This is a genomic window from Streptomyces sp. P9-A2, from assembly GCF_036634175.1.
GTDB lineage: Bacteria > Actinomycetota > Actinomycetes > Streptomycetales > Streptomycetaceae > Streptomyces > Streptomyces pratens.
The window spans coordinates 1,677,602-1,700,802 of the sequence record NZ_JAZIFX010000001.1; the positions used below are offsets into that span (position 1 = coordinate 1,677,602).

The following is a 23,201-nucleotide window of genomic DNA, read 5'->3' on the forward strand; positions in this document are numbered from 1 at the left end:
ATCTCTGAACGATGCCACGCTAGAGCGCTCCCGGGGCGCCGGTCAAGCACGCCGACCCGTCACACACCAGCCGATTCCCCCACCCCACAGAAGGGTGGGGGATACTTGACGGACGGCGGGCCACCTCCTTACCGTGTCCACGCTTATGAATGCCGTGCGCACATATGCACGGCCGGTGACGCAAGGAGATCCTTGATGCCCGCTCCCCGCACCGTCCTGCTCACCGGTGCCGCCGGCGGCCTCGGCACCCTGATGCGGGGCCTGCTCCCGGACTACGGTTACCGGCTGCGCCTGCTCGACCTGCGGCCCGTCGAGGGGGAGCCGGACGCGATCGTGGCGGATCTGGCCGACCGGGAGGCCGTGCGCGAGGCGGTCCGCGGGGTCGACGCGATCATCCATCTCGCGGGCATCTCCCTGGAAGCCTCCTTCGAGAAGATCCTCGCGGCGAACATCGAAGGCACCTACCACCTGTACGAGGCCGCGCGCGAGGAGGGCGTGGGGCGCATCGTCTTCGCCTCCTCCAACCACGCCGTCGGCTACACCCCGCGTCCACAGGGCGACGACCCCCTCATCCCCGTCGACACCCCGCGCCGCCCGGACACCTTCTACGGCCTGTCCAAGTGCTTCGGCGAGGACCTCGCCCAGCTGTACTGGGACAAGCACGGCCTGGAGACCGTCTCCGTGCGCATCGGCTCCTGCTTCCCCGAGCCGACCAGCGTGCGGATGCTCTCGGTGTGGATGAGCCCCGCCGACGGCGCCCGCCTCTTCCACGCGGCCCTGACCGCCGAGGGCGTCGGCCACACGGTCGTCCACGGCTCGTCCGACAACACCCGGCTGTGGTGGGACCTCGCCTCCGCGCGGGCTCTCGGTTACGACCCGCGGGACGACTCCGAGCCGTTCGCCGCGAAGCTCGTCGCCGAGCAGGGCGAACTGGACCCGGCCGACCCGGCACAGGCGCGCATCGGCGGACATTTCGTCACCGACCCGCCGATCTGGCCGTACTGACGGCACCGGCAGTACCGGTAGGACCACTGCACGAAACCAGCACCACTGCACGGAATCGACGAGACCCGCACGCACCGTCGTGGCGGAAAATCGACGTCCCCAGCGGCGGGCGGGCACCGAACGGGCCCGCCCGCTGCCGCATTCGGGCACCCGCGATGCCCGTTTCCCCGCCCCGGCCGCCCCTCCCTCAGGTCCGAGGCGGGCACCGCCCGAGTCGAACGGGCGCAAACGGGCAGTACCGGTCACGTAACAGGCCTGGTCAGGTCCGCGTACCCGCTGTACAACTTCTCGCAAGGGCCCTGCAAGGCCCGAACGGGCAATCGACACAGGAAGCGGGGGTGCGGCCATGAACGACAGAACGGCCGAGGAGCGCCAGCGCGAGATCGTGCGGGTGGCGCGCGCCACCGGCTCGGTCGACGTGACGGCGATCGCCGCCGATCTGGGCGTGGCCAAGGAGACCGTGCGACGGGATCTGCGCGCCCTGGAGGACCACGGCCTGGTCCGCCGCACCCACGGTGGCGCCTATCCCGTGGAGAGCGCCGCCTTCGAGACCACGCTCGCCTTCCGTGCCACCAGCCATGTGGCCGAAAAGCGACGGGTCGCGAACGCGGCGGCCGAGTTGCTCGGCGACGCGGAGACGGTCTTCGTCGACGAGGGCTTCACCCCGCAGCTCATCGCCGAGGCACTGCCCCGGGACCGGGCACTCACCGTGGTCACCGCCTCCCTGCCGGTCGCGGGCGCGCTCGCCGAGACCGGCACCGTGTCCGTCCTGCTGCTCGGTGGCCGGGTCCGCTCCGGCACCCTTGCCACTGTTGACCACTGGACGACGAAGATGCTCTCCGGTTTCGTCATCGACCTGGCGTTCATCGGCGCCAACGGCATCTCGCGCGAACACGGTCTGACCACGCCCGACCCGGCGGTCAGCGAGGTCAAGGCACAGGCGGTGCGGGCCTCGCGCCGGGTGGTGTTCGCGGGCGTCCACAGCAAGTTCGGAGCGGTCAGCTTCTGCCGGTTCGCCGACGTCGGCGTGCTGGAGACGATCGTCACGAACACGCTGCTCCCGGCGGCCGAGGCCCACCGCTACTCCCTGCTGGGCCCCCAGGTCATCCGCGTCTGACCGGACCACGACGCGGCGGACCGCACCACGTACCACACGGTTCCCGCCGCCCACCGATTCACCAGTTCACCAGTTCATCGGTTCATCGGTTCATCGGTTCATCAGCTCACCGATTCACAGCACAGAGTTCCGCTCCCCCCGCGGGCCGACCCGCCCGGGCGGCGCCCGATACCTCCCTCTACGTCCAGGAGTGATCCATGCGAACCCAGAGCCGACGGAGGCCGCCGCGAGCCGCACTCGCCGCGGTCGCCGCAGGGACGCTGCTCGCCCCGCTGCTCTCCGGCTGCTGGGTCGGAGCGGGCGGGGCCGGATCAGGCGGTGATGCCGTCAATGTCCTGATGGTCAACAACCCGCAGATGGTGGAGCTGCAGAAGCTCACCGCCGCGCACTTCACCAAGGACACCGGCATCAAGGTGAACTTCACCGTGCTGCCGGAGAACGACGTCCGCGACAAGATCAGCCAGGACTTCGCCAACCAGGCCGGCCAGTACGACGTCGCCACCCTGTCCAACTACGAGATCCCGATCTACGCCCGCAACGGCTGGCTCAAGGAGATGGACCCGTACGTCGGCGAGGACCCCGGCTACGACGAGCAGGACGTACTCAAGCCGATGCGCCAGTCCCTCACCGGGGACGACGGCAAGCTCTACGGCCAGCCCTTCTACGGCGAGTCCTCGTTCCTGATGTACCGCAAGGACCTCCTCGAGCGGGAGGGCCTGACGATGCCCGCCAACCCCACCTGGAAGGAGGTGGGCGAGATCGCCGCGAAGCTCGACGGGGCCGAGCCCGGCATGAAGGGCATCTGTCTGCGCGGGCTGCCCGGCTGGGGCGAGGTCATGGCACCGCTGACGACCGTGGTGAACACCTTCGGCGGTACCTGGTTCGACGAGGACTGGAACGCCCGCCTGGACTCCCCGGAGTGGCTCGAGGCCACGAAGTTCTACGTCGACCTGGTCCGCGAGCACGGTGAGGCGGGCGCCGCCCAGTCCGGCTTCGCCGAGTGCCTGAACAACACCACCCAGGGCAAGACCGCCATGTGGTACGACGCCACCTCCGCGGCCGGCTCCCTGGAATCCGCCAACTCCCCCGTCAAGGGAAAGATGGGCTACGCCCCCGCCCCCGTGGAGAAGACGGAGTCGGCCGGCTGGCTCTACACCTGGGCCTGGGGCATCCAGAACGCCTCCCGGAACCCGGACAACGCCTGGAGGTTCGTCTCCTGGGCCTCAGGCAAGGAGTACGAGCAGCTGGTCGGCGACGAGATCGGCTGGTCCAGCGTCCCGGCCGGCAAACGCGCCTCCACCTACGAGAACCCCGACTACCGCGCGGAGGCCGGGGCCTTCCAGGAGATGACCAGGAAGGCCATCGAGCAGGCCCGCCCGGACGATCCGGGCGTGCAGCCGCGGCCCGCGCCCGGCATCCAGTTCGTCGGCATCCCCGAGTTCACGGACCTCGGCACCCAGGTCTCCCAGGAGATCAGCGCGGCCATCGCCGGACGCCAGTCCGTCGAATCGGCCCTGAAGAAGTCCCAGCAGCTCGCCGAAGAGATCTCCGAGGAGTACGAGGGACGATGACCGCCACAAGAACGGCCCCCGCGGCCGCCCCGGAAACCCGTCCCGGCGGCCGCCGGAGTTCCGACCGGCTGCGCGGCTGGGCCACCAGAGCCCCGCTGCTGCCCGCCCTGATCTTCATGATCGCGGTGACCCAGCTGCCCTTCGTGGCGACGCTGGTGATCTCCTTCTTCGACTGGAACTCCCTCTACCCCGACGCCCGGGAGTTCGCCGGCTTCGCGAACTACGGTGAGGTCCTCGGCGACTCCGATCTGCGCCGGTCGGTGTGGACGACGATCCTGCTGACGGTGGCGGTCGTCCTCGCCAGCCTGGTCCTCGGCCTGCTGCTGGCCCTGCTGCTCGACCGGAAGTTCCGCGGCCGGGGCATCGTCCGCACCCTGCTCATCGCCCCGTTCCTGGTGGTGCCGGTGGCGGCGGCCCTGCTGTGGAAGCACGTCCTCTACAACCCCGAGTACGGCCTGTTCAACGGCCTGCTGCACTACGTCGGCGGTCCGCAGCCCGACTGGATCTCGGGCACACCGCTGCTCGCGGTGGAGGCGGCGCTGGTGTGGCAGTGGACGCCGTTCATGATGCTGATCCTGCTCGCCGGCCTGCAGAGCCGCGATCAGGAGCAGATCGAGGCGGCCCGGGTGGACGGGGCGAGCGACTGGCAGATCTTCCGCCATCTGACCCTGCCGCACCTGCGCCGCTACCTCGAACTGGGCGCCCTGCTCGGGTCGATCTACATCGTGCAGAACTTCGACGCGGTCTTCACGATCACGTCCGGCGGCCTGGGCACCGCCAACCTCCCCTACACCGTCTACCAGACCTTCTACCAGGCCCACGAGAACGGTCTGGCCTCGGCCGCCGGTGTCCTGGTGGTCATCGGCTCGATCATCATCGCGACCTTCGCCCTGCGCGTCGTGTCGTCCCTGTTCCGCGAGGAGGCGTCCCGCGCATGAGTACCGTCGCTGCACCCGACCGCGGCCGGCCGCGGACCCGGAACCGCAAGGGAGCGGGGCTCGGCCTGGTGGCCTGGCTGGCCGGCGTCCTCTTCTTCCTGCCGATCGCCTGGATGGCGCTGACGTCCTTGCACTCCGAGGAGGACGCGGCCACCAACCCGCCGTCCTTCGCCGCCGCCCTCACCCTGGACGGCTACCGGGAGTTCTTCGGCGCGGGCGGCGGCGCGAGCCCCTGGCCGTCGCTGATCAACTCGACGGTGGCGTCCGTCGCCTCGATGATCCTGGTCCTGCTGCTCGCACTCCCGGCGGCATACGCCCTGTCCATCCGCCCGGTGAAGCGGTGGACGGACGTCCTGTTCTTCTTCCTCTCCACCAAGATGCTGCCGGTCGTGGCGGGCCTGCTGCCGATCTACCTGTTCGCCAAGAACGCCGGGATGCTCGACAACATCTGGCTGCTCGTCCTGCTCTACACCTCCATGAACCTGCCGATCGCCGTGTGGATGATGCACTCGTTCCTCTCGGAGATCCCGGTCGCGGTGATCGAGGCCGCCCAGATCGACGGGGCGCGGCTGCCGACGGTGCTGGCCCGCATCATCGCCCCGATGGCGATGCCCGGCATCGCCGCGACGGCCCTGATCTGCTTCATCTTCAGCTGGAACGAACTGCTGTTCGCCCGGGTCCTGACGGGCGTGGTCGCCGAGACCGCCCCCGTCTTCCTGACCGGCTTCATCACCAGCCAGGGCCTGTTCCTGGCCAAGGTGTGCGCCGCGTCGCTCGTCATCTCCCTGCCGGTGCTCGCCGCGGGGTTCGCCGCCCAGGACAAACTCGTCCAGGGCCTGTCGTTGGGAGCCGTGAAATGAAGGCCGCCGTCATCGAGTCCGTGGGCCGGGCCGTCGTCGCCGAGGTCCCCGACCCGACGCCGGGACCCCGCGAGGTCGTCGTCGAGGTCGCGGCCTGCGGGCTGTGCGGCACGGACCTGCACATCCTGCAGGGCGAGTTCGCGCCCAAGCTGCCGATCGTGCCGGGGCACGAGTTCGCCGGCGAGGTGGTCGGCGTCGGCTCCCAGGTCACCGAGGTGTCGCTCGGCGACCAGGTCGCCGTGGACCCCTCCCTGTACTGCTACGAGTGCCGCCACTGCCGCAACGGCCACAACAACATGTGCGAACGCTGGGCCGCGATCGGCGTCACCACCGCGGGCGGAGCCGCCCAGTACGCGGTCGCCCCGGTGGCGAACTGCGTCAAACTGCCCGAACACGTCCGCACCCAGGACGCCGCCCTGATCGAACCCCTCTCCTGCGCGGTCCGCGGCTACGACGTCCTGCAGTCCCGCCTCGGCGCGCACGTCCTGATCTACGGCTCCGGAACCATGGGCCTGATGATGCTGGAACTGGCCAAACGGACCGGCGCGGCGAGTGTGGACATGGTGGACCTCAACCCGGCCCGTCTGGAGACCGCCCGGCAGCTGGGCGTCTCCGCCTCGGCGGCGGACCCGGACGAACTGGACCGCCCCCAGGGCTGGGACCTCGTCATCGACGCCACGGGCAACGCGGCGGCGATCCAGGACGGCCTGGAGCGCGTGTCCAAGGCGGGCACCTTCCTGCAGTTCGGCGTCGCCGACTACGCGACCCGCGTGACGATCGACCCGTACCGCATCTACAACCAGGAGATCACCATCACCGGCTCGATGGCCGTCCTGCACAGCTACGAGCGGGCGGCCGAACTGTTCGCGAACGGCGTGCTGGACCCCGACGTCTTCATCAGCGACCGCATCCCCCTGGACCAGTACCCGCAGGCGCTGGAGCAGTTCGCGAGGGGTGTGGGCAGGAAGATCGTGGTGGTGCCCTAGCGGGAACCGGACCAGCTCCCTTCGCCCCCGGCCGCGCCCCCATGGGGCGGGCCGGGGGCGAAGGGGCGGACGAACGAACCCCCTGGCAGGCAGGGGCGGCAGGGCCACCGGACAGGGACGGCAGGAGCGCCGGACAAAGACGGCAGGGCCACGGGGCAGGGGGCAGGGGGGCAGGGGCGAAAAACCCCTGGGCCGCCCCACCCCCGCCCTCGTACCATCCCGGCATGCCCCGACCCCACGGCTTCGCCTACGAGGCCCACGCCGACGGCAGCGTGCGCATCACCCACCACGACCGTCCCGCGACCACCCTGAACGGCGACCGCGCCGCCCGCTTCCTCACCGAGGTCACCACCGGCGACCCCCAGCTCGTCATGGCCCGCTGGACCGGCGACTACAAACACGGCAACGAACGCACCGCCCGCAACCACCCCCGCAACCGGGGCTGAGGGCCACTGCCCCATTCGGAGCACAGGTAAGGGAACGGCAAAACGCCCCCACTCGTTCACCTGGCATGACAGCTATGACCCCCGGCTCGAACATCCCCCTTCCCACCGCCCGTGTGACGGTGGACGTCGCCGCACCGGTGCGGCTCGACGTATCGGGCCTGCTGCTCACCGCCGACGGCAAGGTGCGCTCCGACGACGACTTCATCTTCTACAACCAGCCCGCGGGCCCCGGCGTGACCTACCGCTCCGGTGGCGGTGGCGCCCCGGACGCCATCACGATCGACACCACGGCCGTCCCGCCCGGCATCGAGAAGATCGTCGTCACCGCGAGCCCCGACGCCCAGGGCCAGACCTTCCAGGGCATCGAACCGACGGCCACCATCCGGAGCGCGGACGACAACGCCGTCCTGGCCACGTTCACTCCGCCGAGCCTCAGCGCCGAGACCGCCCTGGTGATCGTCGAGGTCTATCTGCGCAACGGCGCCTGGAAGGCCCGGGCGGTCGGCCAGGGCTACGCCAACGGCCTGGCCGGCATCGCCACCGACTTCGGCGTCACGGTCGAGGAACCGGCCGCCCCCGCCCAGCCGGCCGCCCCGGTCCAGCCGGTCACTCCTCCGCCCGCGCCGGTGGCCGCCCCGCAGGCTCCGCCCGCGCCCGCCGCTCCCCCGGCGCCGCCCGCCGCCGCGCCGGGCACCGGGAAGATCAACCTGGACAAGGGCCGGGTCAGCCTCCGGAAGAACCAGACGGTCTCCCTGATGAAGGGCGGACGTCCGCTGCTCTCGCAGGTCCGGATGGGCCTCGGCTGGGAGCCGGCGTACCGGGGCAAGGACATCGACCTGGACGCCTCGGTCATCGCGTACGGCCCGCAGCGCAACCACATCGACAGCTGCTACTTCGGCAAGCTGCAGATCGTGAACGGCGCGATCAGGCACTCCGGTGACAACCTCACGGGCGAGGGCGGCGGGGACGACGAGACGATCACGGTCGACCTCGGTCGCCTCCCCCAGGAGGTCTCCGGCCTGGTCTTCACGGTCAACTCGTTCTCCGGCCAGAAGTTCACCGAGGTCGCCAAGGCGTACTGCCGCCTCCTGGACGCCACCACCGGCGAGGAACTGGTCCGCTTCGACCTCACCTCCGCCGAAGCGCAGACGGGCGTCATGATGGCGAAGCTGATCCGCCAGTTCTCCGGCGAGTGGGAGATGACCGCCATCGGCGACTTCGTGAAGTCCCGCACGGTCAGGGGCATGGTCAAGCCGGCCGCCCAGGCGTTGTAACAGCCGTACGGCCCGGGGTCGGGTGTCCCGCGTGCATCGGGGGCGCCCCGGCCCGGGAGCCCCGACCGGACCGCTACCGCCGTGCCCGGACCCGCCAGGGCCGCGACCCGTATGTCAGCGGCCCTGGCACCGGCGGAGGCGCCGGCCCTCCCCCTCCGCCGGTCCGGATGCCGCGGCCGCGACGCGCGCCGGACGCGGGGCGTCGCTCGGCTCGACGTCCCGCCGCAGGGCGCCCCGGCGCAGGGCTCCTGGCGCAGGCCACTGGGCACCCGCCTCCTGAGCCGCGCCGGTCCGGCCGGGTCACCGCGTACTTCAGGGGCTCGCAGGGCAGCCGCTGGTGACCGTCGCGCCGTCCGGGGACTCAGAACAACGCGCTGTACGCGTTCAGCGCGGGCTGGCCGCCCAGGTGGGCGTAGAGGACGGTGGACTCGCGGTCGATCTCGCCGCGGGACACCAGGTCGATGAGCCCGGCCATCGACTTGCCCTCGTAGACGGGGTCGGTGACCATCCCCTCGGTGCGGGCGGCGAGCCGCATCGCCTCCAGCGTCGCCTCGTCGGGGATCCCATAGGTGCCCGCGTGGTACCGCTCGTCCAGCTCCACGTCCTGGACGGTCAGGTCCTGGCGTACGCCGATGAGCCGGCCGGTGTTCTGCGCGATCCGCGCGATCTGTTCGCGGGTGCGGACGGGCGCCGCCGACGCGTCGATCCCGATCACCCGCCGGGTCCGCCCGCCCGCCTCCTCAAGCGCCCGGAACCCGGCCACCATCCCGGCCTGGGTGGACCCGGTCACCGAGCACACGATCACGGTGTCGAAGAAGACGCCCAGCTCCTCCTCCTGCTCGGCGACCTCATAGGCCCAGTTGGCGAAGCCCAGTCCGCCGAGCGGGTGGTCGGAGGCGCCGGCCGGGATGGCGTACGGCTTGCCGCCCGACTCCTCGACCTCCCTCAGCGCCTGCTCCCAGCTCTCCTTGAAGCCGATCCCGAACCCGGCCCGCACCAGGCGCACGTCGGCGCCGGCCAGCCGGCTGATCAGGATGTTGCCGACCTTGTCGTACACGGCGTCCGGCCACTCCACCCAGCTCTCCTGCACCAGCACGCACCCCAGCCCGGCGCGGGCGGCGACGGCGGCGACCTGGCGGGTGTGGTTGGACTGCACGCCGCCGATGGAGACGAGGGTGTCGCAGCCCCGGGCGAGGGCGTCGGCGACCAGGTACTCCAGTTTGCGGGTCTTGTTCCCGCCGTAGGCCACACCGGAGTTGCAGTCCTCGCGCTTGGCCCACAGGGCGGCACCGCCGAGGTGCGCGGTGAGCCGCTCCAGCGGATGCACGGGCGAGGGTCCGAAGAGCAGCGGGTAACGCTCGTGGGCGGAGAGGGACATGGGGTGATCCTTCCGTCAGGGAACGTCGGAAACTTCGGGCACGTCGGACACGTCGGCGAGCTCCTCCAGGCCCCGCCAGATCTCCGCGGTGACCCGGACCGCCTCGTCCGGGTCTTTGGCCGCGCAAGCCTCGATCAGCCGGTCGTGCAGTCCGGCGGACCGGCAGGCGCCGCCCTCGCCGAAGCGCTGCCGCTCCAGCCGGCGGATGAGGGGTGTATAGCGGGCGGCGGTCGCGGCGGCGGCACGGTTGCCGCTCACCCGGACGAGGACGTCGTGCAGCTCGTCGTCGGCGCGCAGCGCGCCGTCCACGTCCCCGGCCCGTACGGCGGTGTCGAACCGCTCGTTCGCGGCGCGCATCAGCTCCACGTCGGGCTCCCGCAGCCGCGGTACAGCGACGCGGGTGACGAGTTCGTGCATGGCGCCGACGACGGCCGCCGCGTCCCGTACGTCGCGGGCGATCAGCGGGGTCACCCGCGTGTAGCTCTGCGGCTTGCTCTCCAGCAGCCCTTCGTCGACCAGCCGCGCGAACGCCTCGCGCACCGGCGCCCGGGACAGCCCGAGCCGCTCGGCGATCTCGGCGTCCCGCACCACCGCGCCGGGTTCGATCTCCCCGGCCACGATGGCGTCCCGGATCACCGCATGGGCACGGTCCCTGAGCAGGGTGCGCGGTACGGACCGGAGAGCCATAATTGAAATGTTAGATGTCACTGGGCATCCCGACAAGCCCACGACCCCGGTGTCCCCTTCCACAGGACGTGTCCGGGGCGGGGGAACATCCGTGTCGGATCGCGCGCCCGAGGAAGCGGCGGTGTTCAGTGCGGAATCGCCCAGCCCGGTGCCCAGGTCCCGGCGGTGTCGTGGCCGGCCGGTGTGGCGGCGAGGTGGGCGCGGAGGGCGGCCAGTGCTGGGTGGAAGTTGTCCCGGTGCCACAGGAGCGAGTGCGGGTAGACGGGTGTCGGGTCGGTCACCGGGATGCGGCGCAGGCCGTGACCGGCGGGCCAGACGAGGCGGGTCCGCCCGCCCATGAAGGTGGCCAGGGCCGGGGTGTCGGCGATGGTGTCCAGGAGCGCGTCGGAGCCGAAGTTGGGGCCGGTCGCCTCGATGGTGAGGCCGAACTCGGCGACGAGGTCGTCGTAGTAGGAGGCCCACTCGGTACCGGGGACGAGGCCGGGCATCCAGATCCGGTGCCCGGCGAGCTGAGCGACGCTCACCGACCGGGCGTCCGCCAGCGCGTGGGCGGGGCCGGTGAGGAACTGGAGCGGCTCGTCGAGCACCCGGACGGACTCGATGTCCTCGGGAAGGGGCCGGCCCGGCACGGCGACGGCGCGGAAGGACGCGTCGATCTCACCGGACCGGATGGCGGCGACGGCCGTCTCGATGTCGAACAGCCACACCACGTCGAGCTCGATCTCGGGGTGCGCGCGGTGGAAGCCACGCATCAGGCCCGACGGCGCGACGCGTGAGGCAATCACGTCGACGCGCAGCGGACGACGGCCGGTGCGCACGGACGCGACCGCGCGCTCGGCGACGCGCAGCAGCTCGCGCGCGTGGGGCAGGAACGCCTGCCCGTCGATGGTGAGCTCGGCGCCGCGCGCGGTACGGGTGAACAGCCGCACGCCGAGGCTGCGCTCCAGCGCGGCGATGCGCTTGGAGACGGCCTGCTGGGTGACCGCCAGCTCGACTGCGGCCTCCTGGAACTGTCCCGCGTCGGCGGCGGCGACGAAGGTCCGGACGGTGCCGAGGTCCATGCCGACACCTTAGGGCCACAACCATTGGTTGTGGCCCGGTGTCCTTGCGGTTGTTTGATCCCCGGGTGTGGTGCTCGCTTTGATGTCTCCGATCGCGGATCGGTTGTGCGGGTGAGTGGCGAGGGGCTTCGGGCATGAGGAGCGGGCACCGGCTGGGACACCTGCTCGGACACCGGCTGGGGCGGCGGTTCGGGTTGCTCTGGGGCTCGTACGCAACCAGCGCGCTCGGCACGTGGCTCGCCTTCGGCGCGTTCCCGCTGATCGCCATCCAAGTGCTGCACGCCGGACCGGCCGAGGTCGCCGCGCTCTCCTCCGTGGGGGCCGCGGTGGGCGCGGCCGTCGCGGTGCCGCTCGGCCCGTGGGTGGAGTTCCGCCGCAAGCGTCCGGTGCTGATCACGATGGACCTGGTGCGGTTCACGGCGCTGCTGACGATCCCCGTCGCGTTCGCGCTCGGTGCGCTCACCTTCTTTCAGCTCCTGCTGGTCTCGATCGTCGTCGCTGCGGCCGACATCACCTTCCGCGCCGCCTCCGGCGCATATCTGAAGACGCTGCTGCCCGCCGAGGACCTGCTCGTCGCCAACGCCCGGTTCGAGTCCACGGCCTGGACGACCACGATCATCGGGCCACCGCTGGGCGGCGCCGCGATCGGGCTCCTCGGCCCGGTGGCAACGGTGGTCGCCGACGCGGTCAGCCACCTGCTCTCGGCCCTGGGCGTCCGCGCGACGGGCGGGCACGAGCCGCGGCCCGAACGCCGGGAGGCCGCCCGCATGCGGGCCGGGGACCTGCTCGACGGCTGGCGGTACATCCTCGCCGACGCGACGCTGCGCACGCTGTTCCTCAACACCGCCCTGTTCAACGGCCTGCTGATGGCCACCTCGCCGCTGCTGGCCGTCCTGATGCTCGGCCCGCTCGGGTTCGCACCATGGCAGTACGGCCTCGCCTTCGCCGCGCCCTCGATCGGCGGGCTGCTCGGTTCGCTGCTGGCCCGACCGCTCGTCACCCGATTCGGGCAGCATCAGATCCTCATCGTGGCCGGGGCGCTGCGCGCGATCTGGCCCGTCGGCCTGGCCTTCCTGGGCCCGGGGGCCGGCGGACTGCTCCTGGTGATGAGTGTCGAGCTCGGGCTCATCTTCAGCTGCGGGGTCTTCAACCCCGTCTGCGCCACCTACCGCCTCCAGCGCACCGCGACCGACCGGGTCACCCGCACGCTGACCGCCTGGGCGGTGACGACCAAGGCCTCGACCGCACTCCTGACGGCCCTCTGGGGCGTGCTGGGCAGCCTGCTCGGCCCGCGTACGGCCATCGGCCTGGCCGGCGTACTCCTGCTGGCGACCCCGCTGCTGCTCCCCCGACACGACCGCCCGCCACAGCACGAGCCGCGACTGCCCCGTAACCGCACATGTCGATGGTGGTGAACTGCGACTGCTTCCGGACCTCACGACCCGTGAATTATTTCTCGGGCCTCGGCAGTTGTACGACGGCAGGACCTACCTGACCATGGGGCGCACCATCGCGCACAGCTCCGGCGCCCCTTCGAACGGCACGGCCTCGCCCACCATCCGGTACGCCCACCCCTCGTACAGGGCCCGTACCTTGCTGTGCGCCTTGTGCACCAGCAGTGTCACCCGGTCTTCGCCGCGGGAGGCCAGCAGCACGTCATGGATACGGAGAGAGGTGCCGGTGCCACGCCAAGGTTCCCGCACCATCAGTTCGGACAGGGCGAACGTGCGCGTGCCGGTCTCCGCCGTGAACCCCTCCGGCAACGCCGGGGTCACCTTCGCCCACCAGGTCGTGGTCGGAGACAGGGGCGCACCGTAGGCGTAGCCGACCGGCTGTTCCCCGTCGTAGGCGACAACGCATGCGAAGCCGGGGCGCGCCGACCAGGAGTCGACGAACCTAGCGAAGGCGTCCCGCCCGGCGAGCGGGTCATCACTGCCCTCGTACACCTCGTCGTGAACGTCGAGGAGAAGTTCACGGATCGCGGCGGCGTCCGCCTGGCCGTAATGCCTCAGATCGAGTCGGGCGGGCATGGTCACGCGCGTCCTTCCTGCTCCTGATTGGCTGCTTCAGTCACTCGCTCCAGGCGGGCGGCAATACGGCTGCTCGCGAGTCCGGAGACGGGTACGTGCGAGACAGTCTCCGCGGCCTGCTGCCTGTGTCCCTGGGCGAGTTGGAGTTCGGCACGCAGCACCGTGTAGTAGGAACGGTTACGGGTGAACCGCACGTCGAGCAGGTCGAGGGCCTGGGCGGTCTGCTGCTCCGCTCTCGCGTACTGGCCGGCGCTCTGGTGGGCGATCGCGCCGAGCCCGGTCAGTTCCGCCGGGGTCAGGAAGGCGAGCCAGCTTGGAGCGGTCACAGTGTCGTCGGCGCGGTCGTAGGCGCGTTCCGCGGCGGCGAGTTGGCGGCCCATTCCAGCGGTGTCTCCGGTCTGGGCGAGGCAGTCGGCGAGTCTGGCGTGCAGTAGTGCTGTGATGAGCGGCTGGGCGCACAGGTGCCGTTCAGCCAGCGCGGCCCGGTTGATCCGCGCAGCCTGGCCGGGGCACCCGGCATGCTCGGCCTGAGCAGCGAGGTCCGACCAAGCCCGGGTTACGGCGACCGGGGCACGCGTCAGCAGCGCGGCTTGGAGCGCCTGGTTGCGGAACTGATCCGCACGGGCGTAGTCGCCGCAGTCATGCGCGGACCATCCCGCGCAGGCGGCGACGTCGGCCACAGCCCGGGTCAGGGCACGCTCCACGCGCTCGCCGTACGTGCAGTGGTCAAGGGCTCGTTGGAGCCGCGCAAGGTAGTCGGTGGCGACATCGACGAGGGCACCCCCGCCGAGCCCGTTGAAGTGTGCGTCGAGCCGCGTGATGGTGGTCTGGATACGGTCGACGTCGGACATGCCGAGGCGGCCTCGCTGTGGTGTCTGCTCGGTACCGAGCGCGGTTGCGAGGGACGCAGCGATAAACGTGCGGCGGTGCACAGAACGCTGTTCCTTCACGGGTGTCGGCCGCGACGGTGCAAAGGGCGGTGGCGTCACGGTGCGCGATACGAATCCCATCTCCTGAGGGCTTCGACCGAAGATGTGCTCCAGAAGCCGAAGGTAGCGCGGCCATGGCCGGCGGACGTACCCAGAGATCCATCGCCGCACGTGCCGGTCGGTGCAGTTGGCCGACTCCCCGAACTCGTCGACGGCAACCCGGTTGGTCTCGTCGGCCAACTGGGCGTGCGTGTACCCGAACTCCGTGAGCAGCACCTCAAGCTGAACGTTCCGTTGCCTGGTCATGGCTCCCCCTCTCGCACATTCGTGACCTACCGTAGCCCTACCGTCGCGGACTGTCCGAAAAAACTGTCCTGTTGGCTGCCGCCGACTGCCCTGAGTCTGTCCTGATGAGGAGCAGACACTTCCGGTTTCCTCGAACCATGACGATGACGGCTGCATCGGTAGGACCACAGCGCTATCAGGAGCGCTATCCGGCGAAGCTCGAAGCCGCTTCCCAGGCACGCCGGGACATAACGCTGGCCCTGAAAACATGGGGCCTCCTCCACCTGGTGGACGCGGCCGAGCAGATCGTCACGGAGTTGGTCGCCAACGCGGTGGAGCACACCGACGCCGCCACGGTCGGCGTCTCCATCACCCGCACCGGCGAGGAGGCCGCGCGGATCGTCGTCACGGACACCTCCCGCACGCGCCCCACACCGGCCGTCCCGTCCGCCGACGCCGAACACGGACGTGGCCTCCTCCTCGTCGAAGCCCTCGCCCACGGCTGGGGCAGCGAAGTGGTGCACGGCGGGAAACGGGTGTGGGCCGATCTGCCGGCGGACGGTGAACGATGAGCGGCCGGCCTGTGACCGGCCTGCCGAGGATTGACCTGCTCACCCCTCGACAGCAGATGGCCATGAACTGCGCCCGCTGTGCCCAGCACTTGGGGATGAGCGGCCGTGTTTGGGGCGAAGTACGGCACCAGGGCCTGCTGTTCCGGCTCTGGATCTGCGTGCCCGACTGCTCGACGCCCGTCCCTGGCGACCCGGCCTGAACCGCCGCCCTGCCTCCGGAGTGCCCAGCGCCCCGGAGCCGGGGCGGCTTTGATCCCCTCGAAGGCCGGGAGACGGCCGTGCGGGCCCTCGACGCTCCGCCGGTGGCAGAGCGTCCTCGATGACACGTTCCCCTGGCCGGCCGGGCGGCCCGGGGCGTGGTCCCGGGGGACGACCGCGGGCCGGGCCGGCGACATGGTTCCGTGCCGTGGGTTCAGCGGCGCTTCTGCCGCTTCCAGGGGCCGGTGACGGCGAGCATGATGCCCGGTTCCTGGATGTTGGCGTACAGGGTCTTCCCGTCGGGCGAGAAGGTGACGCCGGTGAACTCGCTGAACTCCGGCTCCTGTTCGGTGCCGATGTTCAGTTCGTTGCGGGCGATGGGGTAGGTGCGTCCGCTGTCGGTGGCGCCGAACAGGTGCTGCACGCCCTCGCCGTCCTCGGCGATGACCAGACCGCCGTACGGGGAGACGGTGATGTTGTCGGGGCCGTCGAAGGCGCCGTCCTCGGCCGGGTTCCGGTTGACGCCGAGCAGGACCTTGAGGGTGAGGGTGCGGCGCCGGGGGTCGTAGAACCAGACCTGGCCGTCGTGCTGTACGGGGCTCTCCTCGCGGGCGTACGAGGAGACGAGGTACGCCCCGCCGTCGCCCCACCACATGCCCTCCAGTTTGCGGGCGCGGGTGACCTCGCCGGCCCCGAACTGCTCGCGCACGGAGACGGTCCGCGCGTCGCGGTCGGGCACGTCCACCCAGTCGACGCCGTACACCGTGCCGGTCCGCGCGGCGCGGGAGAGGTCGTCGACGAACCGGCCGCCGGAGTCGAAGCACTTGGGCGCCTGGAGGACGCCCGCGTCGTCGGCGAGGGTGCGGAACCTGCCGGGGCCGTGGCGGAAGTCCTTGGGCGGGGTCCAGCGGAAGAACAGGCCGTTGGGTTCGTCTGCGTCCTCGGTGAGGTAGGCGTGGCCGCGTTTGGGGTCGATGACGACGGCCTCGTGGTCGTACCGGCCGAAGAACTTCAGGGGCTTGGGGTCGCGGTTGGCGCGCCGGTCGGCGGGGTCGACCTCGAAGACGTAGCCGTGGTCCTTGGTCATCCCGTTCTCGCCGGCCCGGTCGGAGTTCTCCTCGCAGGTGAGCCAGGTGCCCCAGGGGGTGCTGCCGCCCGCGCAGTTGTCGGCGGTGCCGGCGATGCCGACCCACTCGGCGACGCTGCCGTCGGGGCGCACCTCGACGATCGTGCAGCCGCCGGGCGCGCCCGGGTCGTAGACGAGGCCCTCGACGAGCGGGACGGGGTGCTCCGCCTCGTCGCGCGGGCCGTCCATCTCGTGGTTGTTCACGAGGAGGGTGGTGCCGCGGGGGCCCGCGAAGGCGGCGGTGCCGTCGTGTTCGGCGGGGGTGTACTCGCCGGACTCCAGCCGGGTCTTCCCGCAGTGGGTGAGGACGCGGTAGGAGAAGCCGGCGGGCAGGGCGAGGATGCCGTCCGGATCGGGGAGCAGGGGGCCGTAGCCGATCGTGGGGTGCTGGTGCCGGGCCTCCTGCTGATCCTCCCCCGCGCTCTCGGCGTCGTGGGACGCGAGGGCGCCCGGCGCGGAGGCGAGGGCGCCCACGCTGCCCACCAGTGCGACACCGGCGCCGGCGACCGCGGATGTCCTGGCGAAGTCCCTGCGGGTGAGCGACATGGAGCCTCCTGTGACGGTGGGGTGCCGTGCGGGGGTGACGGATCAGGCCCCGTTCACCGTCACGCTTCCGCCCGTGCCTGAACGCCGGTTGAACTCCGCGGGGACTTCCGACGGCCGCTTCGGTGAACCACGCGCGGCCGCGCCACTTCGCCCGCCGAGCGGGGTGCGCGGTCGCTTGCCGTGCTCGCCGACCGGGGTGTACGCCTGCCCGCTCCGCTCCGCTCACCGAACGGGGTGTGACGCGCCCGCTCAACGGGGGGGGTGACGCGCCGCGCACTCCGCCCGCCCACCGAGGCGCACGTCCGCCTCCGCGCACGCCGACCGGGAGTGACGGGCCCGCTCTGCCGTCGGCGCGGGCGCCGACTGTCCGTTCGGCTCCCCTGCCGCAGGTCAACTACCGCGTTGCGAACGCGCCTTGAAGGCGGCCTTGCGTGCGGCCTTGGCGATCTCCTTGTCCGGGTGCAGCCGGCCCATCGCCTCCAGCACGTCCGCCGTGGCCGGGTGTTCCACCCGCCAGGCGGTGGCGAAGAAGCCGCTGTGCTGGCGGGCCAGGCCCTCCACCAGGGCCTGCAGCTCCTCGGAGTGGCCCTCGGCCGCGAGCTGTGCGGCCACCGTGTCGATGGTCAGCCAGAAGATCATGGATTCGGAGGGCGGCGGTACGTCCGTCACCCCGTGCTCGGTCAGCCACACCCGGGCCAGCCCGCCGAGTTCCGCGTCGTCGAGCACCTCGCGCAGGGCGAGCTCGGCCGAGACGCCGACCAGCGCCAGCGCCTGCTGGCACTGCAGCCGCCGCAGCGGCGCGTTCTCGTCGGTGCCGCGCGCGGCGGCGAGCAACTCGCGGGCCGCGTCGAGGGGTTCGCGGCGGGCGAGCCACTGCTCGGTCTCCGCGTGGGCCGCCGCCGGTGGGAAGGCGGGGGTGCGGTCGAGCAGCGCGTCGGCGCCCTTGTCCGTGAGGTCCCCGACCGCCGGGGCGTCGAATCCCGCTTCCAGCAGGCGGGCGCGCAGCCCGTACAGGCCGAGCGGGGTCAGCCGCACCACGCCGTAGCGGGTGACGTCGGTGTCGTCCTGGGGCGGGGCGGGCTCCTCGTCGCCCTCGGCCAGCAGCGCCTCGTCGACCGGCTGGTACTCCACGAGTCCGGCCGGCTCCAGCAGGCGGAACTGGTCGTCCAGCCGCAGCATCGCGTCGGACACCTCCTGGAGCACGTCGTTGGTGGGCTCCGGCATGTCGTCGGGGACGATCACGGAGGCGGCCAGCGCGGGCAGCGGCACCGGCGGGCCGGCGGGCTCCGCCTCGCCGACGGTCAGCAGGTACAGGTTTCCGAGGACCCCGTCGAGGAAGTCCGCCTCGGCCTCGGGGTCCCAGTCGACCGAGGAGAGGTCGACTTCGCCGGATCCGTCCCCGGCGGCGAGGGCGTCGACGAGCCCGTCCAGGTCGGGCACGCTCGCGTCGGCGAGCACCGTCTCCAGGGCGGCGAGCCACACGGTGAGGACGTCCTGCGGCGAGCCGCCGGTGAGCAGCGCGAGGTCGGCGCCCGCGGTGACGGTGCCCTCCTCCTCGTCGACGACGTCGACGAGCCCGGCGTCCACGGCGACGCGCCAGGCCGCACTGGCGTCGGCGGTGGCGTCCTCACCGCTCAGCCCGAGCGCCTCGGCCGCCGCGGTCAGCTGCTCGTCGACGAGCCCGCCGCCGGCGTCGACCCGCGTTCCGGGCCCGGCCCAGCGGGCGAGCCCGGCGGCCCGGGACAGCAGTGGCGTGGACAGTGCTTCGCGCGCCAGCTCCGCTTCGGGGTGCAGTCGCGCCGGCGGCATGGAGCTGTCTGACATCGGCTGTTTCTCCTAGGGTCTGTCCGGCGGGTCACGTCGGGGGCGGCCGGCGGCAGCCGGCCGGCCGGCCCGGAGACGACTCGGCCACTCAGCCTAGACGGATTTCCGCCCAAGCCGCCCGCTTCACCTCCGCGTCACCCGCCATGCATGGCCGAAACCTTGACAAGTGGTCTGGCCAGGCTGGAGATTGACGCGCGTAGAAGTCGGCGGACAGGTGTTCACCGGAGCCGGAAGCCGACCATGGACGCCATCCGTGGAGGCCGTCCCGGACGCCACTCGTGGACCGGCTGCGGACGCCATCCGCAGGGGGCATCCTGAGAGGAGCGGGAGGCCACGCGGGTTCGAGAGGGCCCGCTCACGGCAGGTCGCCCGCGCCCCGCGCCTTCTCCACGCGTCACACGATTTTCCACCCTCGTCCCGGCACTCATCACATTCCCGGAGGGAATCCGTTGCCGAGCAAGTCGTCCGCGCGTCTCGCCGCGCTCACCGTCGCCGCCGTGTGCGCGGCGTCCACGATCACCCTCACCTCGCCCGCGTACGCGGAGTCCGTGCGCATCCACGACATCCAGGGCGACACCCGGATATCCCCGTACGCCGGGCAGCAGGTCACCGATGTGGCCGGAATCGTCACCGGAGTCCGCACCTACGGCTCGTCCCGCGGGTTCTGGATCCAGGATCCGACGCCGGACGCCGACCCGGCCACCAGTGAGGGCGTCTTCGTCCACACGGGTTCGACCCCCCAGGGGGTCGCCGTCGGTGACGCCGTCACGGTCTCCGGCACGGTGTCGGAGTACGTCCCCGGCGGTACGTCCTCCGGCAACCAGGCGCTGACCGAGATCACCCGCGCCACGTTCACCGTCGTCTCCGGCGGCAACCCGGTCCCGGCCGCGACCAGGATCGACGCCAGGTCCGTCCCCGCCGCCTACACCCCGGCCGGGGACGCCGCGGCGAACGGCTCCGTCAACGCCCTCCCGCTGCGCCCCGACCGCTACGCCCTGGACTTCTACGAGTCCCTGGAGGGCATGAACGTCCAGGTCTCCGACACCAGGGTGGTCGGCGCCACCGACCCGTACGCCGAGCTCTGGGTCACGGTGAAGCCGAAGGAGAACCGCAACCACCGCGGCGGCACGGTCTACGGCTCCTACGACGACCGGAACACCGGCCGTCTGCAGATCCAGTCCCTGGGCCGGGCCGCGGACTTCCCCGACGCGAACGTCGGCGACACGCTCGCCGGCACCACCGCGGGCCCGCTGGACTTCAACCAGTTCGGCGGCTACACCCTGGTGGCGAGCGAACTCGGCACGCTGAAGAACGGGAACCTGCGGCGCGAGTCGACGCGCGCGCAGCGCTCCGGCGAGCTGGCGGTCGCCACGTACAACGTGGAGAACCTGGACCCGTCCGACGACACGTTCGCCGCGCACGCCGAGGCGATCGCGGGCAACCTGAAGTCGCCCGACATCGTGTCCCTGGAGGAGATCCAGGACAACAACGGCGCCACCGACGACGGCACGGTCGCCGCCGACCGCACGGTGGCCCGGCTGATCGACGCGATCGAGGCCGCGGGCGGCCCGCGCTACGACTGGCGCGGGATCGACCCGGCCGACAAGGCCGACGGCGGCGAGCCCGGCGGCAACATCCGCCAGGTGTTCCTCTTCAACCCGGAGCGGGTCTCCTTCACCGACCGCGCGGGCGGCGACGCCACCACGGCCACCGGCGTCACCAAGGTGCGCGGCAAGGCGGCCCTGACGGTCTCCCCCGGCCGCATCGCCCCCGCGTCCGCGGCGTTCGAGAACAGCCGCAAGCCACTGGCCGGCGAGTTCGTCTTCCGCGGCCGCACGGTCGTCGTGGTCGCCAACCACTTCGCCTCCAAGGGCGGCGACCAGGCCCTGACGTCGCAGTACCAGCCGCCGTCGCGCGGCTCGGAGGCGCAGCGCCACCTCCAGGCGAAGGAGGTGCACGACTTCACCGCGAAGATCCTCGCCGCCCAGAAGAACGCGGCCGTCGTCGTCCTCGGTGACATCAACGACTTCGAGTTCTCCACGACGACGAGGATCCTCGAGGGCCGGGGGACGCTCTGGTCGGCGGTCAAGTCCCTGCCGCGGAGTGAGCGTTACTCGTACGTCTACCAGGGCAACAGCCAGGTGCTGGACCAGATCCTGATCAGCCCGTCGATCCGCCGCGGCGGGACGTTCACGTACGACAGCGTGCACCTCAACACCGAGTTCCACGACCAGATCAGCGACCACGACCCGCAGATCCTGCGTTTCCGCCCGTAGGGCGTGAACCGCGCCGGAGGGCCGGCCGGACACTTCCGTCCGGCCGGCCCTCCGGCCGTGCCCGCCCAGCCCCGGTACGATTCGCTCCCGCCGTCAGTGCGTCCCGCGCCGCCGCAGCACCGCCATCCCGGCCGTCGCCGCCAGACCGGCCGCCGTCCCTCCGGCGACCATCACCGGCCACGGCTTCCGCGTCCCGGCCAGCCGGGCCTGCGTGGCGCTGCTCCGCAGTTGCACGGTCATCGCCCCGGCCCTGTCACGCAGATCCTCCACGCGGGCCAGCGCGTTTCCCTTGACATCCATCTTCCCGGCCAACTCCTCGACCGTGTCGCCGAGTTCGTGCCGGGTCCGCTCGATCTCCCGCCGCAGCTCGTCGGGCCCCTTGGCCCCACGGGCGGCATCCCGCTCGGTCCCGGGCTCGATGTGGGACCCGGAGCCGGAACCCGCAGCCTTCGCAGGCGCGTTCACGCCGTTCACACCGTTCACGTGCCGCGTCATCGGTGCGCCCTCCCCTTGATCTCCTCCACGTCCGCTTTCACGCTGCCCAGCGTCTGTTCCGGGGTCGCCGGCGTGGCCTTCTTGAGCTGCTCCCGGCCGAGCATGGCCAGCACACCGGCGATCACGAACAGCACGGCCGTGATGATCAGCGCCGCCGCCCACACCGGCAGGACGAGAGAAAGCGCGGCACCCCCGGTGAAGGCCGCCGCGAGCAGGCCCGCGTAGGCGAAGGCGCCCGCGCCACCCAGCATGCCGCCGCCGCGTCCGGCCCGGCGGCCCTTCTCGGCCAACTCCAGCTTGGCCAGGGCCACTTCCTGCCGCACCAGCCGGGAGACCTGCTCGGTGGCCTGTCCGACGAGCTCGCCCACGCTGTGCCCGTCATGGCTGTACTCGTCATGGCTGCGCTCGTCGCGGCTGTATTCGTCGCGGCTGTATTCGGCACGGCTGTGGCCGTCACGGCTGCGCGTGTCGCGAACCGGCGGTTGCTCGATGGTTGCGGTCACGGTGTTCCGCCTCCTCTCGGTCGGGCCTCCCGAGTACCCGGACCGCGCGGCGCCTATCCGAACGCCATCAATTACTGATGCTTACCCATAATGGGTAGGAGATTTAAGTGGAGCTACGCAGTGATCGGGCAGAGACTACCCTCATGACCTCATCGACGACCCCCTTCGGCCGCGCCCTGTGCGCCATGGTCACGCCGTTCACCTCCACCGGCGCCCTGGACCTGGACGGCGCCGCGCGACTGGCCGACCACCTGGTGAGCCACGGCTGCGACGGCCTGGTGCTGTCCGGCACGACGGGCGAATCCCCGACCACGACGGACGCCGAGAAGTCCGCCCTCGTCACGGCGGTGCGGGAGGCGGTGGGCGGCCGCGCCTCGATCGTCGCCGGTGTCGGCACCGCCGACACCGCGCACACCGTCGCACTCGCCCGCGAGGCCGAGAAGGCGGGCGCCGACGGTCTCCTGGTCGCCACCCCGTACTACAGCCGCCCGCCGCAGGACGCCGTCGAGGCGCACTTCCTCGAGGTCGCGGACGCCACGGGACTCCCCCTGGCCCTGTACGACATCCCGGCCCGCACGGGCACCCGCATCGAACCGGACACGATGCTGCGGCTCGCCGGGCATCCCCGGATCGTGGCGGTGAAGGACTGCTCGTACGACTTCCTGGCCGCCCAGAAGATCCTCGCCCGCACCGATCTCGCCTACTACGCGGGCTGCGACGAGCACATCCTCGCCCTGTACGCGGTCGGCGGCGCCGGGTACGTCAGCACGGTCGCGAACGTGGTCCCGGACCACCTGCGCGCCGTCCTGGACGCCTTCGACGCGGGCGACACGGCCCGCGCGGCCGGTCTCCAGCAGCGGGCCACCGCCCTGATCGAGGCGGTGATGGCGAACGGCCTGCCCGGCACAGTCACGGCCAAGGCCCTCCTCACCGCCCTCGGCCTGCCCGCGGGCCCGGTCCGCCCACCCCTGAGGCCGGCGGACCACGCCACGACCGAGAACCTCAGGTCGCTCTACGAGAACCTCACGGCAGGCTGACCGCCACCACGGGTGCAGGCCCGCCCCTTACGGCGCGAAGGATGTTGCGGGACCCCT

21 protein-coding genes and 1 pseudogene are annotated in these 23,201 nt (G+C 71.5%); 13 read left to right on the forward strand and 9 right to left on the reverse strand.

What is annotated here, in order from left to right:
* Positions 1-195: 195 nt before the first annotated feature.
* From V4Y04_RS07590 to V4Y04_RS07625, 8 genes are all read left to right on the forward strand, one after another.
* Complete coding sequence (locus V4Y04_RS07590) at positions 196-1,005, forward strand: NAD-dependent epimerase/dehydratase family protein (RefSeq protein ID WP_332426539.1); 810 nt, start codon at positions 196-198, stop codon at positions 1,003-1,005.
* Between the two features lie 346 nt (positions 1,006-1,351).
* Positions 1,352-2,122: a DeoR/GlpR family DNA-binding transcription regulator gene (locus tag V4Y04_RS07595; protein ID WP_332426540.1), complete on the forward strand. Its 771-nt coding sequence runs from the start codon at positions 1,352-1,354 to the stop codon at positions 2,120-2,122.
* Positions 2,123-2,319: 197 nt separating this feature from the next.
* Positions 2,320-3,693 carry an ABC transporter substrate-binding protein gene (locus V4Y04_RS07600; protein ID WP_332426541.1) on the forward strand — a complete coding sequence of 458 codons (1,374 nt, stop codon included), beginning with the start codon at positions 2,320-2,322 and terminating at the stop codon, positions 3,691-3,693.
* On the forward strand, positions 3,690-4,631 hold the full coding sequence (locus V4Y04_RS07605; RefSeq protein ID WP_326752024.1) for a carbohydrate ABC transporter permease: 942 nt from the start codon (positions 3,690-3,692) through the stop codon (positions 4,629-4,631). The genes V4Y04_RS07600 and V4Y04_RS07605 overlap by 4 nt, the downstream gene beginning before the upstream one ends.
* Positions 4,628-5,491, forward strand: coding sequence for a carbohydrate ABC transporter permease (locus V4Y04_RS07610; protein WP_326752025.1), 864 nt, complete (start codon positions 4,628-4,630; stop codon positions 5,489-5,491). Before V4Y04_RS07605 ends, V4Y04_RS07610 begins: the two co-directional genes overlap by 4 nt.
* Complete coding sequence (locus tag V4Y04_RS07615) at positions 5,488-6,477, forward strand: zinc-dependent alcohol dehydrogenase family protein (RefSeq protein WP_332426545.1); 990 nt, start codon at positions 5,488-5,490, stop codon at positions 6,475-6,477. Before V4Y04_RS07610 ends, V4Y04_RS07615 begins: the two co-directional genes overlap by 4 nt.
* Before the next feature lie 224 nt (positions 6,478-6,701).
* Complete coding sequence (locus V4Y04_RS07620; RefSeq protein ID WP_332426546.1) at positions 6,702-6,923, forward strand: hypothetical protein; 222 nt, start codon at positions 6,702-6,704, stop codon at positions 6,921-6,923.
* A 74-nt stretch (positions 6,924-6,997) separates the two neighbouring features.
* On the forward strand, positions 6,998-8,197 hold the full coding sequence (locus tag V4Y04_RS07625) for a TerD family protein (protein ID WP_332426547.1): 1,200 nt from the start codon (positions 6,998-7,000) through the stop codon (positions 8,195-8,197).
* 361 nt (positions 8,198-8,558) lie between these two features.
* On the opposite strand, the gene V4Y04_RS07630 is transcribed toward V4Y04_RS07625, so the two are convergent.
* The 3 genes from V4Y04_RS07630 to V4Y04_RS07640 all read right to left on the reverse strand — a co-directional run bounded on the left by V4Y04_RS07630 (position 8,559) and on the right by V4Y04_RS07640 (position 11,323).
* Positions 8,559-9,575 (reverse strand): 1-aminocyclopropane-1-carboxylate deaminase, encoded by a 1,017-nt coding sequence (locus V4Y04_RS07630; RefSeq protein ID WP_332426548.1) that lies wholly within the window; start codon positions 9,573-9,575, stop codon positions 8,559-8,561.
* A 15-nt stretch (positions 9,576-9,590) separates the two neighbouring features.
* Entirely contained in the window at positions 9,591-10,262 is a 672-nt protein-coding gene (locus V4Y04_RS07635; RefSeq protein WP_443079972.1) for a GntR family transcriptional regulator, read from the reverse strand.
* Between the two features lie 125 nt (positions 10,263-10,387).
* Positions 10,388-11,323 (reverse strand): LysR family transcriptional regulator, encoded by a 936-nt coding sequence (locus V4Y04_RS07640; RefSeq protein ID WP_332426549.1) that lies wholly within the window; start codon positions 11,321-11,323, stop codon positions 10,388-10,390.
* Positions 11,324-11,457: 134 nt separating this feature from the next.
* Here V4Y04_RS07640 and V4Y04_RS07645 point away from each other — a divergent pair, with 134 nt between their 5' ends.
* On the forward strand, positions 11,458-12,738 hold the full coding sequence (locus tag V4Y04_RS07645) for an MFS transporter (RefSeq protein WP_332426551.1): 1,281 nt from the start codon (positions 11,458-11,460) through the stop codon (positions 12,736-12,738).
* Positions 12,739-12,810: 72 nt separating this feature from the next.
* Here the strand turns inward: V4Y04_RS07645 and V4Y04_RS07650 are convergent, their stop codons facing one another.
* A complete protein-coding gene (locus V4Y04_RS07650; RefSeq protein ID WP_332426552.1) occupies positions 12,811-13,353 on the reverse strand; it encodes a GNAT family N-acetyltransferase in 543 nt (180 codons plus the stop codon).
* A 2-nt stretch (positions 13,354-13,355) separates the two neighbouring features.
* A complete protein-coding gene (locus V4Y04_RS07655; protein WP_332426553.1) occupies positions 13,356-14,204 on the reverse strand; it encodes a hypothetical protein in 849 nt (282 codons plus the stop codon).
* A 521-nt stretch (positions 14,205-14,725) separates the two neighbouring features.
* On the opposite strand from V4Y04_RS07655, the gene V4Y04_RS07660 reads away from it, so the two are divergent.
* Together V4Y04_RS07660 and V4Y04_RS07665 are read left to right on the forward strand one after the other, a co-directional pair.
* A complete protein-coding gene (locus V4Y04_RS07660; protein ID WP_332426554.1) occupies positions 14,726-15,139 on the forward strand; it encodes an ATP-binding protein in 414 nt (137 codons plus the stop codon).
* Positions 15,136-15,339 carry a hypothetical protein gene (locus tag V4Y04_RS07665; RefSeq protein WP_332426555.1) on the forward strand — a complete coding sequence of 68 codons (204 nt, stop codon included), beginning with the start codon at positions 15,136-15,138 and terminating at the stop codon, positions 15,337-15,339. The genes V4Y04_RS07660 and V4Y04_RS07665 overlap by 4 nt, the downstream gene beginning before the upstream one ends.
* 212 nt (positions 15,340-15,551) lie before the next feature.
* Here V4Y04_RS07665 and V4Y04_RS07670 read toward each other — a convergent pair whose 3' ends face one another.
* Together V4Y04_RS07670 and V4Y04_RS07675 are read right to left on the reverse strand one after the other, a co-directional pair.
* The gene (locus V4Y04_RS07670; protein WP_332426556.1) at positions 15,552-17,009 is read right to left on the reverse strand and encodes an alkaline phosphatase PhoX; all 1,458 of its coding nucleotides are present in this window, start codon (positions 17,007-17,009) and stop codon (positions 15,552-15,554) included.
* Positions 17,010-17,399: 390 nt separating this feature from the next.
* A complete protein-coding gene (locus V4Y04_RS07675) occupies positions 17,400-18,833 on the reverse strand; it encodes a hypothetical protein (RefSeq protein ID WP_332426557.1) in 1,434 nt (477 codons plus the stop codon).
* A 449-nt stretch (positions 18,834-19,282) separates the two neighbouring features.
* Between V4Y04_RS07675 and V4Y04_RS07680 the strand changes: the two genes are divergently transcribed.
* Positions 19,283-21,109: an endonuclease/exonuclease/phosphatase family protein gene (locus V4Y04_RS07680; protein ID WP_332426558.1), complete on the forward strand. Its 1,827-nt coding sequence runs from the start codon at positions 19,283-19,285 to the stop codon at positions 21,107-21,109.
* A 204-nt stretch (positions 21,110-21,313) separates the two neighbouring features.
* Here the strand turns inward: V4Y04_RS07680 and V4Y04_RS07685 are convergent.
* Positions 21,314-21,604 (reverse strand): annotated as a pseudogene (locus tag V4Y04_RS07685) (DUF3618 domain-containing protein); the annotation flags it as partial.
* The gene (locus V4Y04_RS07690) at positions 21,601-21,972 is read right to left on the reverse strand and encodes a phage holin family protein (RefSeq protein ID WP_332432748.1); all 372 of its coding nucleotides are present in this window, start codon (positions 21,970-21,972) and stop codon (positions 21,601-21,603) included. The gene V4Y04_RS07690 and the pseudogene V4Y04_RS07685, both read right to left, overlap by 4 nt.
* A gap of 278 nt (positions 21,973-22,250) precedes the next feature.
* Between V4Y04_RS07690 and dapA the strand changes: the two genes are divergently transcribed.
* Complete coding sequence (gene dapA, locus V4Y04_RS07695) at positions 22,251-23,144, forward strand: 4-hydroxy-tetrahydrodipicolinate synthase (protein WP_332426560.1); 894 nt, start codon at positions 22,251-22,253, stop codon at positions 23,142-23,144.
* The last annotated feature ends 57 nt before the right edge of the window (positions 23,145-23,201 follow it).

What these genes read in the sequence shown, in the direction of transcription:
- V4Y04_RS07590 (WP_332426539.1), top strand. Translation starts at nt 196, where the DNA reads ATGCCCGCTCCCCGCACCGTCCTGCTCACCGGTGCCGCCGGCGGCCTC.
- V4Y04_RS07595 (WP_332426540.1), top strand. Translation starts at nt 1,352, where the DNA reads ATGAACGACAGAACGGCCGAGGAGCGCCAGCGCGAGATCGTGCGGGTG.
- V4Y04_RS07600 (WP_332426541.1), top strand. Translation starts at nt 2,320, where the DNA reads ATGCGAACCCAGAGCCGACGGAGGCCGCCGCGAGCCGCACTCGCCGCG.
- V4Y04_RS07605 (WP_326752024.1), top strand. Translation starts at nt 3,690, where the DNA reads ATGACCGCCACAAGAACGGCCCCCGCGGCCGCCCCGGAAACCCGTCCC.
- V4Y04_RS07610 (WP_326752025.1), top strand. Translation starts at nt 4,628, where the DNA reads ATGAGTACCGTCGCTGCACCCGACCGCGGCCGGCCGCGGACCCGGAAC.
- V4Y04_RS07615 (WP_332426545.1), top strand. Translation starts at nt 5,488, where the DNA reads ATGAAGGCCGCCGTCATCGAGTCCGTGGGCCGGGCCGTCGTCGCCGAG.
- V4Y04_RS07620 (WP_332426546.1), top strand. Translation starts at nt 6,702, where the DNA reads ATGCCCCGACCCCACGGCTTCGCCTACGAGGCCCACGCCGACGGCAGC.
- V4Y04_RS07625 (WP_332426547.1), top strand. Translation starts at nt 6,998, where the DNA reads ATGACCCCCGGCTCGAACATCCCCCTTCCCACCGCCCGTGTGACGGTG.
- V4Y04_RS07630 (WP_332426548.1), bottom strand. Translation starts at nt 9,575, where the DNA reads ATGTCCCTCTCCGCCCACGAGCGTTACCCGCTGCTCTTCGGACCCTCG.
- V4Y04_RS07635 (WP_443079972.1), bottom strand. Translation starts at nt 10,262, where the DNA reads ATGGCTCTCCGGTCCGTACCGCGCACCCTGCTCAGGGACCGTGCCCAT.
- V4Y04_RS07640 (WP_332426549.1), bottom strand. Translation starts at nt 11,323, where the DNA reads ATGGACCTCGGCACCGTCCGGACCTTCGTCGCCGCCGCCGACGCGGGA.
- V4Y04_RS07645 (WP_332426551.1), top strand. Translation starts at nt 11,458, where the DNA reads ATGAGGAGCGGGCACCGGCTGGGACACCTGCTCGGACACCGGCTGGGG.
- V4Y04_RS07650 (WP_332426552.1), bottom strand. Translation starts at nt 13,353, where the DNA reads ATGCCCGCCCGACTCGATCTGAGGCATTACGGCCAGGCGGACGCCGCC.
- V4Y04_RS07655 (WP_332426553.1), bottom strand. Translation starts at nt 14,204, where the DNA reads ATGTCCGACGTCGACCGTATCCAGACCACCATCACGCGGCTCGACGCA.
- V4Y04_RS07660 (WP_332426554.1), top strand. Translation starts at nt 14,726, where the DNA reads ATGACGATGACGGCTGCATCGGTAGGACCACAGCGCTATCAGGAGCGC.
- V4Y04_RS07665 (WP_332426555.1), top strand. Translation starts at nt 15,136, where the DNA reads ATGAGCGGCCGGCCTGTGACCGGCCTGCCGAGGATTGACCTGCTCACC.
- V4Y04_RS07670 (WP_332426556.1), bottom strand. Translation starts at nt 17,009, where the DNA reads ATGTCGCTCACCCGCAGGGACTTCGCCAGGACATCCGCGGTCGCCGGC.
- V4Y04_RS07675 (WP_332426557.1), bottom strand. Translation starts at nt 18,833, where the DNA reads ATGTCAGACAGCTCCATGCCGCCGGCGCGACTGCACCCCGAAGCGGAG.
- dapA (WP_332426560.1), top strand. Translation starts at nt 22,251, where the DNA reads ATGACCTCATCGACGACCCCCTTCGGCCGCGCCCTGTGCGCCATGGTC.